At 67.2% G+C, this 11,130-nt stretch carries 6 protein-coding genes; 3 read left to right on the plus strand and 3 right to left on the minus strand.

Going from position 1 to position 11,130, the window contains the following annotated elements; translation table 11 throughout:
• Positions 1 to 330: 330 nt before the first annotated feature.
• The 3 genes from HMPREF1137_RS03245 to HMPREF1137_RS03255 all read right to left on the minus strand — a co-directional run bounded on the left by HMPREF1137_RS03245 (position 331) and on the right by HMPREF1137_RS03255 (position 5,916).
• Complete coding sequence (locus tag HMPREF1137_RS03245) at positions 331 to 2,679, minus strand: transglycosylase domain-containing protein (protein WP_007588885.1); 2,349 nt, start codon at positions 2,677 to 2,679, stop codon at positions 331 to 333.
• A gap of 137 nt (positions 2,680 to 2,816) precedes the next feature.
• Positions 2,817 to 4,283 (minus strand): NADP-dependent phosphogluconate dehydrogenase, encoded by a 1,467-nt coding sequence (gene gnd, locus HMPREF1137_RS03250; protein WP_007588887.1) that lies wholly within the window; start codon positions 4,281 to 4,283, stop codon positions 2,817 to 2,819.
• Between the two features lie 103 nt (positions 4,284 to 4,386).
• Positions 4,387 to 5,916, minus strand: coding sequence for a CCA tRNA nucleotidyltransferase (locus tag HMPREF1137_RS03255; RefSeq protein ID WP_034496594.1), 1,530 nt, complete (start codon positions 5,914 to 5,916; stop codon positions 4,387 to 4,389).
• A gap of 210 nt (positions 5,917 to 6,126) precedes the next feature.
• Here HMPREF1137_RS03255 and HMPREF1137_RS03260 point away from each other — a divergent pair, with 210 nt between their 5' ends.
• The 3 genes from HMPREF1137_RS03260 to murJ form a co-directional block, all read left to right on the plus strand.
• The gene (locus tag HMPREF1137_RS03260; protein ID WP_003791425.1) at positions 6,127 to 6,597 is read left to right on the plus strand and encodes an NUDIX hydrolase; all 471 of its coding nucleotides are present in this window, start codon (positions 6,127 to 6,129) and stop codon (positions 6,595 to 6,597) included.
• On the plus strand, positions 6,584 to 9,028 hold the full coding sequence (locus HMPREF1137_RS03265; RefSeq protein WP_050980928.1) for a DUF6049 family protein: 2,445 nt from the start codon (positions 6,584 to 6,586) through the stop codon (positions 9,026 to 9,028). Before HMPREF1137_RS03260 ends, HMPREF1137_RS03265 begins: the two co-directional genes overlap by 14 nt.
• The coding region (murJ, locus tag HMPREF1137_RS03270; protein WP_007588882.1) for a lipid II flippase MurJ at positions 9,025 to 11,130 on the plus strand (2,106 nt) is incomplete at its 3' end. The genes HMPREF1137_RS03265 and murJ, both read left to right, overlap by 4 nt.

Genomic DNA, 11,130 nt, shown 5'->3' on the forward strand with positions numbered 1-11,130 from the left:
CTCATTCGAGCGGGGGCCACCCCTTTTGCTGTGCATGCAAGATCTGACGTTCGTCTACGACACGTCACTGCTTGTCCCCTCAGGAGCGCGGCAACGGAGGGCACATGGTGGGAGCGCAGACGCTCACACGCGGATAGGTTGTGCGCATCCGGATAGGTTGTGCGCATCCGGATAGGTTATTCGCTTGTGGATAGGTTATTAACCTATCCAGATGTTCGTAACCTATCCGCATCGTCGTTTCCTATCCGCATACGCATACTCCCGCAGTGAACGCACTGCGGGCCCCGAGGATGCTCCTCGGGGCCCGCAGCTCGGCGCTAGGACGCGCGGCTAGTTTCTTCGACCGCCATTGTTGTTGCCGCCATTGTTGTTGCCGCCGTTATTGTTCCCGCCGTTGCCGTTGTTGGAACCGTTGCCGTTGTTCCCGTTGTTGGAACCGTTGCCACCGTTCCCGTTGCCGTTGTTCCCGTTGTTGGAACCGTTGCCACCGTTCTGAGAATTCTCGGTGGGCTCGGCGGAGGGCGTCTCCGTAGGCGTGGGCGTTTCGGTGGGCTCGGCAGCGGACTGCGGGGCCTCGGTCGTCGCGCTCGGCGCAGGCGTGGGCGCGTTGTTGTGGACCTTGCGGTTGGACTCGACCTTCCACGGGAAGTCGTCGCCCGGCAGGTTCGCGGTCGCGGGCTTCATGTAGTCGATCCACACGTCCACGGGCCAGTCGCCGCCGTGGAACTGTCCAAGTCCGCCGATGTCGTCGAGAGGCACGGAGTTGCCCGCGTCGTCGGACTGGTACATCGACACGGCGGTGACCATGCCGGGCACGAAGCCCACGAACTGCGCAGAAAGCTGGTCCGAGGAGGTACCGGTCTTGCCGGCTGTCGTCAGTCGCGCGATCGAGGCATCCACGCGGTTGGCCGTACCCTCGCCCGTCGTGACGGCCTCGAGGGCCGGCATGATCGAGGAGACTTCCTCGACCTCGAAGACGCGCTTAGGAGCCACGTCGCCGCTGTAGAGCAGCTTGTTATTCGAGTCTTCGACCTTCTTGACGATGTGGGCGGTGACGCGCTCGCCACCGTTCGCGATCGTCGAGTAGGCGGTCGTCAGGTCGATGTTGTGCGGCGAGGAGGGGCCCAGGACGTTGAGGAGCTCATCGTTCAGGCCGACCGTATCCTCGGGGATACCCGCGTCGATGGCGGCCTTGAGCGTGTTCTCCGGCTCGACATCGTCGTTGAGGCCCACAAACACCGTGTTCATCGAGTAGGCGGTCGCCTTCACGAGGGTGACGTTACCGAAGGAGTAGCCGCCGTCGTTGTAGACGGGGGTGCCCATGCCTCGGAAATACTGCGGGGACTTGCCCGAGTACGTGTCGTAGACCGTGCCACCCAGGCGCGCGTTCGCCAGCAGGGCGAAGGGCTTGAAGGACGAGCCGGCCATCGCGATATCCTGCGTGACAGCGTTCTGCTGGCGCTTCTCGTAATCCGCGCCCGCGTACTCGGCGAGGATCTCGCCAGTGGCCGGATCCATGGAGGACAGGGCGACGTGCTGGTGCGTCGGATCCCAGCCCTCGACCTCGTTCATGCCCTCAGCGGCCGCGACGGCCTGGTCCTGGTGTTCCTTGACAATCGTCGAGGTAATGCGCAGACCACCCTGGCTGATCTTGTCCTCGTCGAACTGGCCGGAGGCGAGCAACTCCGACTTCACCTGAGCCATCAGGTAGCCGGTCGTTCCGGTCATCGACGCGCTGTTGAGCGTGTCGGGGTCGATCGTCTCGGGGAAGACCGCGGCGTCCTTCTCGGCCTGCGTGATCCACCCGTCCTCGACCATGAGGTTCAGGTCGCGCTCCCAGCGCTCCTTCGCCTTATCGGGGTTGACGGCGGGGTCCCACGCGGAAGGCGCGGGGATGACGGCGGCGAGGAGGGCCGACTCGGACAGCGTCAGCTGATTGGCGCCGTGCCCGAAGTAGGCCTGGGCGGCAGCGTCGATGCCGTAGGCGCCACGACCAAAGTAGATCGTGTTCATGTAGGCACCGATAACCTCGTCCTTGGACTTCTCACGGTTGATCTTGATCGCCAGGACGGCTTCCTTGAGCTTGCCCGTGTAGGACGTGGTCTCGCCGATGTAGTAGCGCTCCACGTACTGCTGGGTCAGCGTCGAGCCACCCTGGCGAGCACCGCCGCGCAGGTTGTTCACGAGGGCGCGGAAGATGCCCTTCAGGTCAACACCCGAGTTCGTGTAGAACGTGCGGTCCTCGGAAGCCACGATCGTCTTCGACACGTAGTCGGGCAACGTCGTCGTATCGATGATCTGACGGTTGATGTCGCCCAGCGTGCCCATCTCGGTCGTGCCGTCGGCGTAGTAGACGGTGGTCTTCTGCGCGAGCGCCAGGTCATCCGGCGCGGGCACGGTCAGCGTGTTGTAAAGGTAGAGGAACACGGCCATACCGGCGATAAAAGCACCCAGGAAGATGGTCAGAATTCCGAAGCCGATGCGCTTGGCCCACCGGAACCTCTTCTTCGCGGGGCCCTTCTTTCCGGCCGACGATGCCTTGGCAGCCTTCCGCGATGCATGCGATCCGGCCGCGGCGCGCACCGCGCGCCGCGAGGGCAGCGAGTCCCGCCCTGACGTGCCGGAGCCGCCAGGCTCGATGATGTCGTTCCAGTCAGACTGTCCGTTGTTAGTAGCCACGTATTCGCCCTTTCAGCGGATTGGTGTACCCCTAGATTAACCGGGTTTCCTGAAAGAACCCCAAAGTATGGGCTGCAACACAAAGGGGTGGGTGCCACGCACCCACCCCCTCGTGCAGCTTCCGCCGCAGTCTCAGATCAGGACCACTGCTCCTCGGGACGACCATCGACAGCCCACAGGGTGTGGAAGACACCCTCCTTGTCTACCCGGTGGTAGGTGTGGGAGCCGAAGAAGTCACGCTGACCCTGGATGAGGGCCGCCGGCAGGCGCGTCGCGCGGATCTGGTCAAAGTAGGCCAGGGACGAGGCGAACACCGGAATCGGAACGCCGGCGAGGGCCGCCTGGGCCACGACGCGACGCAGCGCGGGCGTGCACTCCTGGAAGCGCGTCGCGAACGGCTCGGCGGCCAGCAGCAGCGGCAGGTCGGGGTCGGCCTCGTAGGCGCGGGTAATGTCGTCGAGGAAGGCCGCGCGGATAATGCAGCCCGCGCGCCAGATGCGAGCCAGGGCGCCCTTGTCGATGCCCCACTCGTATTCCTTCGCGCCGGCCTCGATCTCGTCGAAGCCCTGCGAGTAGGCGACGATCTTGGAGGCGAACAGCGCCTGGCGCACGTCCTCGATGAACGCGGCCCGGGCCTCGTCCGACTCGATGACGAGGGAACTGGCGTTTCCCGCGAGCGCCTGGCCGGCCGCGCGCTGGGCGGGCTCGGAGGACGCGCCGCGCGCGAAGGTCGCCTCGCCGATCGCGGTGACGGGGACGGCCAGGTCGAGGGCGGTCTGGACCGTCCACTTGCCGGTGCCCTTCTGCGAGGCGGCGTCCACGATGAGGTCGACGAGGGGCTTGCCGGTCTCGGCGTCCACCTGGCGCAGGACCTCGGCGGTGATCTCCATGAGGTAGGAGTTGAGCTCGCCCTCGTTCCAAGCGGCGAAGATGTCCGCGATCTCGGCTGGGGTGGCGCCCAGGCCCTCACGCAGGAGGGTGTAGGCCTCGGCGATGACCTGCATGTCGGCGTACTCGATGCCGTTGTGCACCATCTTCACGAAGTGGCCGGCGCCGTTCGCGCCGATGTACGTGCAGCAGGGGACGCCGTCGTAGGTGGCGGCGATGGACTCGAACATAGGGCCGAGGCGGTCGTACGAGGCCGGGGTGCCGCCGGGCATGATGGAGGGACCCCACAGGGCACCCTCCTCGCCGCCGGAGACGCCCGCGCCCACGAAGTGCAGGCCGCGCTCGGCGGCCCACTTCTCGCGGCGGATCGTGTCGGTGAACAGGGAGTTACCGCAGTCGACGATGATGTCGCCCTCGTCCATGAGGTCGGCGAGCTGCTCCATGACGGCGTCCGTCGAAGGGCCGGCCTGGACCATCATGATGGCGACGCGGGGTGCGCGCAGGGATGCGATGAAGTCTTCCAGCGTGGACGCGGGAACGAAGGTTGCTTCGTCGCCGTGCTCCGCCATGAGCTTCTCGGTGCGAGCCGGGGTCCTGTTGAAGACGGCGGTCGCGTAGCCGTTGCGGGCCAGGTTGCGGGCGAGGTTTGCGCCCATGACTCCCAGGCCGTACACGCCGATGTCGGCCGATGCCTTCTCGGGGGTGAACGTGCTCATGCGATAACTCTCCTAACAAAAAGTTGAATTATTCCCAGAGTACGGCGGCATGAGCGGGGGTGCACCATGCGCGGGCGTGACGATTGTCGCCCCGCGCCCCGTCTCACTGCCCCTGGACCTCGCGGGCGGCCTTCGCGGCGGCCTTGCGGGCCTTCTTTTCCGCGACCTTGGCCTCCCAGTGGGCCTGCTGGGCCTGGTACTCCTCGGCGAGGGCGCGCACGTCGTCCGATGCCCACCAGTCGAGAAGCGCCTGACGGGCAGCCTCCTCGCCCAGCGGCCCGCGCTCCATGCGCAGCTCGAGCAGGTAGTCGCGGGCGATCTTCACGGCGCGCGAGGGGCGCAGCCCGAGGATCTCCATGATCTGGTCGCCGTCGAGGTCGGGGCGGATCGCGTCCAACTCCTCCTGCTCGCGCAGGGCGGCGATGCGCGCCTCGAGATCGTCGTAGGCGGCGGACAGGTAGTTGGCCTTACGGCGGTTGCGGGTCGTGCAGTCCGCGCGCGTGAGGCGGTGGAGGCGTTCGAGGAGGTCGCCCGCGTCGGCCACGTAGCGGCGCACTGCAGAGTCGGACCAGGCGGCCTCGCCGTAGCCGTGGAAGCGCAGGTGCAGCGCGACCAGGGTGGTGACGGCCTCGATCGTCGCCTTGTCGAAGTGCAGGGCCTTCATGCGCTTGCGCGTCATCTTCGCGCCCACGATCTCGTGGTGGTGGAAGGACACGGTGCCGTTGGGCTCGAAGCGGCGGGTCGCCGGCTTGCCGACGTCGTGCATGAGGGCGGCGAAACGCAGGATGAAGTCAGGGGCGGGCACGGGACCGTCCGGGCCGGTCTCCAGGTCCATCGCCTGCTCGACGACGGTGAGGGTGTGCTCGTAGACGTCCTTGTGGCGCTTGTGCTCGTCCACCGTGGAGACGAGGCCGGCGACCTCGGGCAGGACGATGTCGGCGACGCCCGTGTGCACCATCAGCTCGATGCCGCGGCGCGGATAGGGCGAGATGATGAGGCGCTCGAGCTCGGCGCGGATGCGCTCTGCGGAGACGATCTCCAGGCGCGAGGCCATGGTCTCCATCGCGTTCATGACGTCCATGTCGACGTCGAGGCCCAGCTGCGCGGAGAAACGCGCCGCGCGCATGATGCGCAGCGGGTCGTCGTCGAAGGACTGCTCGGCGGACACGGGGGTTCGCAGGTTGCCGTCCGCGAGGTCAGCGAGGCCGCCGCACGGGTCGACGAGGGCCATCTGCGGCAGGCGCATCGCCATCGCGTTGACCGTGAAGTCGCGGCGCGTCAGGTCGCCCTCAAGAGTGTCGCCGAAGGTCACCTCGGGCTTGCGCGAGCCGATCTCATACTCATCGGTGCGGTAGGTTGTCACCTCGACGACCAGGTCGCCGCGGCGACCGCCGATCGTGCCGAACTCCTTGCCGATGTCCCAGGTCGCGTTGCCCCACTTCGCCAGGAGCTCCTCGGTGCGCTCGGGGCGCGCGGAGGTCGTCATATCGAAGTCGTGCGGAGTCACTCCCAGGAACGCGTCGCGCACGGGCCCGCCGACGAGCGCGAGCTCCTCCCCGGCCTCGTGAAAAATCGTGCCGAGTTCCATAATCGCGGGCGGGAGCGCCGCAAAGGTCCTCGTGGCGTTCGCCATGAGGGTAGGAATGTCCGTCGTTCCGGCGTTTTGCGCGGTCACGGGGCCGTTATTCGGGGAAGTTGACTGGGTACTCATCGCCCTTAAGCATGCCAGGAAAGCGCCCTGGCCGACTACCGGGGGCCGCGCACCGGCTAAAGTGGAGTCATGCCTGCACGTCCAGTTGACCGCCGAGGCGGGGTGCCACGACCCCCGCGTCGGTCCGCTTCTGTGCGCGCTGGCCGCTCTCACCTGCCGATTTCCGCGGAAACCAGCGCGGGCGGCATCGTCGTCGACGTGCGTGACGGAATTCCCTATGCGGCGTTGATCGCGCGACGCAATCGAGCGGGTCGCATCGAGTGGTGCCTGCCCAAGGGCCACCTCGAGGGTTCCGAGACCCCCCAGCAGGCCGCGCTGCGCGAGGTCGCCGAAGAAACCGGCATCCACGGGCGCATCATCCGCCACCTCGCATCGATCGACTACTGGTTCTCCGGCAACGACCGCCGCGTTCACAAGGTCGTCCACCACTACCTGATGGGGTATGAGTCCGGCACGATCTCCGTCGACGGGGATCCGGATCACGAGGCCGAGGAGGCCGCGTGGGTGCCGCTGCGCGACGTGTCACGCCAGCTGGCATACCCCAACGAGCGTCGCATCGTGCGCATCGCCCTTGACCTGTTGTATCGGGATGGCCGTGACTAGGCGCGCGCTCGCGGCTGGCGTCCTGTGCGCGGCGATGGCTCTTCCCTTCGGCCTCGGTCTGAACGAGGCCGGGGCCGCTCCGCTGCCCGCCGTGACCTCGCAGGCCGACGCGTCACGTCCCGCGGTCATGGGCGCGGCGGCCGAGGCATCCGGACTCGTCATCTCGATCAACTCACTGTCGCCACGCATCATCACCAGTGAGAACGAAGTGATTGTTTCCGGCACAGTACGAAACGATTCACCCACGACGCTCGCGAATATTTCCCTCGAGGTGTTTGTCGCCAACGAGACGCCAATCTCGGTGGCCGCACTGACGACGGCGCTCACCGAGGACGAACCGGACGCCACGCACGCCGCGACCTCCTCCCTCACCGACGTTGCCCGCGGGGCCACCGTCTCCTTCGAGATTCGTATCCCCACGTCCTCCCTTCCCTTGACCGACGCGACCGAGTGGGGCCCACGCGTCGTCACCGTGGCCGCCAACTCTGGCGAGTACTCCGGCAAGGACCGCTCAATCCTCGTATGGGACTCCGGCTCCCAGGTCTCCGCCTCGCGCGTAAGCGCCGTAGTTCCCTGGACCTCCTCGAACGCCACCCAGGACCAGGCCGAACGCTCCGCGGTCCTCAACCTGGCGGCCTCCTCCGGCGTCACGCTCGCCGTCGACCCGCTGCTCATCCCGCGCGGACCGCAGCCCACGGCCTCGCCGAGCCCCACGCCCGATTCCGACACCTCCGACGCCGAATCCGGGCAGTCCGATCAGTCCGACACCGAATCCGGGCAGTCCGGCACACCCACGGCCTCACCGAGCGCGTCTGCCTCCCCCACCCCGACCCCCGCGCCCACGGCGACGGACCCCGCGCAACGCTCGCGCGACCTGCAGTCGGAGGCCTTCGTGTCCGCTCTCATGGGAGCCGCGAACGAGCTCATTGCCCTGCCCGAGGGCGACGCCGACCTCGGCGCCCTCGCCCTGTCGGGCAACGCAGGCTTCTGGGACCGCGCATCCGACTCCATCGCGGGCTTCCCCTCCTCCCTGCGCGAGGCCGGATGGGTGGCCCCCACGCCCTCGACCGCGTCGCCGAGCCCCTCACCGTCCGCGAGCGCCACAGAAACGCCGAGCCCCTCGCCGTCCGCGAGCGCCTCCGGACAGAGCGGCACCACGACGACATCACCCGACACGGGTCCCACAATCCTGCGCAATGTCGCATGGCCGGCAGACACCACCTTCGGCACCTCTTTCCTGTCGAACTACGCCTCTGCCGACCAGATCACGATCGCCCCAACCTCGGCGCTCACCCCCGCCGAAGAGGTCACCTTCACCTCGTACGCGCGCGTGAACGTCAACCCTTCGACGGGCGAGACGGCAACCGACGGAACCGGGGCGCGCACAATCGCCCAGCAGGCCGACCTGGCCTCGATCCTGTCGTGGAACGCATCCGGCGGTGATGAGCTCGACGCCGAGCAGGCCCTGACGGCGATCACGGCGATCATCGTGCGGGAGCGTCCCTCCTCGTCGCGCACTATTTTCGCAGCGGCTGCGCGCGGAACGACTGTCAACGAGTCACTCACCAAGCGGGTCAACGCCCTCTTCTCCCCGCGGTGGGTCTCACCCCTGTCCTTTACGGACATGGCCGCCAGTGAACCGACCGACGTCGACCGGCAGACCGTCGACACGGGCACGCTCGACGCCGACACGTCCACCGCGATCACGGCCATGGCCTCGTCCCTGACCATGCTGGAGCCGCTCGCCAACGCGACCGATGACCCCAAGGCCGTGTACGACTCGGTCACGCCCCGGATTCTGCCCGCTCTGTCCGCGCAGCTGACGCCCTCCGAGCAGCTCGACTCGGCCACGGCGATGACCTCCCAGATCACGGGCATGCTTTCAGCCGTGACCGTCGAGCCCTCCTCGGCCGTCAACCTCATCAACAAGTCCGCGAACTTCCCGGTCCTCGTGCGCAACAACCTGCCCTGGCCGGTGCGCGTCGACGTCACCCTCGTTCCCGACGACCCACGACTGCGCGCCACCCCCGCGCTCTCCCAGACGCTGGCCGCGCAGGGTGCCACGACCGTCGAGGTCCCCGTCGGGGCGATCGGCAGCGGCGACATCGAGGTCACCTACAAGGTGACGACCCCGGACGGCACCGTTCTCGATGACTCCCGTACCGTCACCGTGCGCATGCGCGCCGGGTGGGAGGATGCGATCACCGCGGTCATCGCCTCCCTCTTCGGCCTGCTCTTCCTCGTCGGCATCAGGCGATCACTGCGCAAGAGAGCAGCGCGCAAGGCGCAGGCATCCTCCGACGGATCCGCGCAGGAGACGACACAAGCAGACACCGAGGCCGAGCCCGCCACCGATGGCATCGACGAGGCATCGGCCCGAGCGAACGACACCACCGAAACAGAGACAGCAACGACGAAGGAGACCCCATGAGCTCGAACACGCCTCGCCGATCGATCCTGAGAGCATCGGCGCTCATGGCGTCGGGCACCATGGTGTCGCGCATCCTCGGCTTTATCCGTAACGCGATGCTGATCGCCGCGGTCGGCGCGACCGCCGGCGGCGTGGGCGCGGCCTTCCAGACGGCGAACACGCTGCCCAACACCGTGTTCAACCTGCTGGCCTCCGGCATCTTTGACGCGGTCCTGGTCCCGCAGATCGTGGGCGCTATCAAGCGTCGCCACGACGGTGACACCTATGTCAACCGTCTGTTGACCCTCGCGGGGACGCTCCTCTTCCTCGTCACCTTCGTGACGATGGTACTGGCACCCGTGCTCGTCATGATCACGGCGGCCGGCTACACCGAAGACATTCGCAACCTCGCGATCCTCTTCGCGCTGCTATGCCTGCCGCAGCTCTTCTTCTACGGGCTGTACAACCTGCTCGGCGAGCTCCTCAATGCTCGTGAGATCTTCGGGCCCTACATGTGGGCGCCCGTCGTCAATAACGTCGTCGGCATCGCTGGCCTCGGTGTATTCCTCGCGATTTGGGGCGGCGCACCCGACGGCGGTATCCCCGCGGGAGACCTCACGGGCGCACAGTTCTGGGTCCTCGCGGGCTCGGCGACCCTCGGCGTCATCTGCCAGGCCCTGTGCCTGCTGTGGCCGATGCGCAAGGCGGGCGTGTCCTTCAAGCCCGACTTCCACTTCCGAGGTACCTCTTTCGGCTCGATGCCCCGAGTCGCAGGATGGACGTTTGCGACCCTCGGCGTTTCCCAGGTCGGCGTCCTGTCGACCAACAACCTGGCCGCGATGGCTGACGGCTTCATCGGCCGCAACGGCGCGCAGGGCGGCGTCGTCGGCATCCTCGCCTACTCGACGGCGTTCATGATCTTCATGGTGCCCCAGTCGCTCATCACCGTGTCGCTGACGACCGCGATCTTCACGCGCATGGCAGGTGCCGTGGCCGACGGCGATGACCGTGCGGTGGCCGACAGCTACCACCTGGGCGTGCGCACAATCACCTCGCTGACCCTCGTCGCAGCGGCCATGCTGATGGCCGGCTCCGTTCCGATGATGGAGATCGCGATGGCGGCCAAGGGCGGGGATCCCGAGGCCGTCACCGGCTACGCCCTCGTCCTGACCTCTCTCATGCCCGGCGTCGCATCCACCGGCATGGTCCTCATGAGTCAGCGCGTCTTCTTCGCCTACGAGAACGTCAAGCCCGTGTTCCTCATGGGTATCGGCCCCACGATCATCCAGGTCATCGTCGGCTGGTCGATGTACGCCCTGACCGGTGCGCGCTGGTGGGTCGTCGCCGCCGCCCTCGGCGAAACGGCCTGCCGCTTGACGCAGGGCATCATCGCCGTCGTGTGGGTCTCGCGCGAGAATAGCTTCGTTGATCGCGCCGGACTGCTGCGCTCCTACGTCGCCTACCTGGGCGCAGCGATCGTCGCAGGCTTCGTCGGATTCGGCGTCCTGTGGCTCATGGGCATCCACACGGACATCTCCTCGACGCTGGGACGCATGCTGCTGGCGGGCGTCAAGCTCTCCATCGTTTCGGCGGTGACCGGCCTCATCTACCTCATCGTGCTTCGCTTCGCTGCGCCCCGTGAGTCCGCGGTGATGATGCGCCCGCTGCTGACACGTCTGCGTGTCCCGGGTGCTGTGGTGAACATCCTGGCAGCGTCTTCCACTCCGACCACCGAACCAACTGCGATAATGGCGGGACACACACCCGACGAGACGGAGGAACCGATGGCTCCCACGCCCGAACGCACCGGCGACGAGAAGAAACTGCCGTCGTTCGACGAGGTGGTCGCTGCCTCGCCGATTCCCGCTCCCCCGGCGCCTCCCGCCCCGTCGAGCGATGAATCGCTTGATGTTCCGCCGATTCCCGCTCCCACCGACGTCCCTGCGTTCGGTCCCGCGACGCAGGCTCCCGTCGAGAATCCTCTCGTCGCTGAGGCCATTGCTGGCCCCACAGTCGACGCCATTGCCGATGCGCAGGCGATCCCGGCGCCCGACGAGGACCCGATCCCCGCGCCCGACGAGGACCCGATCCCCGCGCCCGACGAGGACCCGATCCCCGCGCCC

Origin of the sequence: Actinomyces sp. ICM39, from assembly GCF_000282935.1 — a bacterium.
GTDB classification, from domain to species: Bacteria; Actinomycetota; Actinomycetes; order Actinomycetales; family Actinomycetaceae; genus Pauljensenia; species Pauljensenia odontolytica_B.

Excerpts from the sequence above, each read along its gene's own strand:
- gnd (WP_007588887.1), bottom strand. The coding sequence starts at position 4,283 with ATGAGCACGTTCACCCCCGAGAAGGCATCGGCCGACATCGGCGTGTAC.
- HMPREF1137_RS03265 (WP_050980928.1), top strand. The coding sequence starts at position 6,584 with ATGGCCGTGACTAGGCGCGCGCTCGCGGCTGGCGTCCTGTGCGCGGCG.
- HMPREF1137_RS03255 (WP_034496594.1), bottom strand. The coding sequence starts at position 5,916 with ATGGCGAACGCCACGAGGACCTTTGCGGCGCTCCCGCCCGCGATTATG.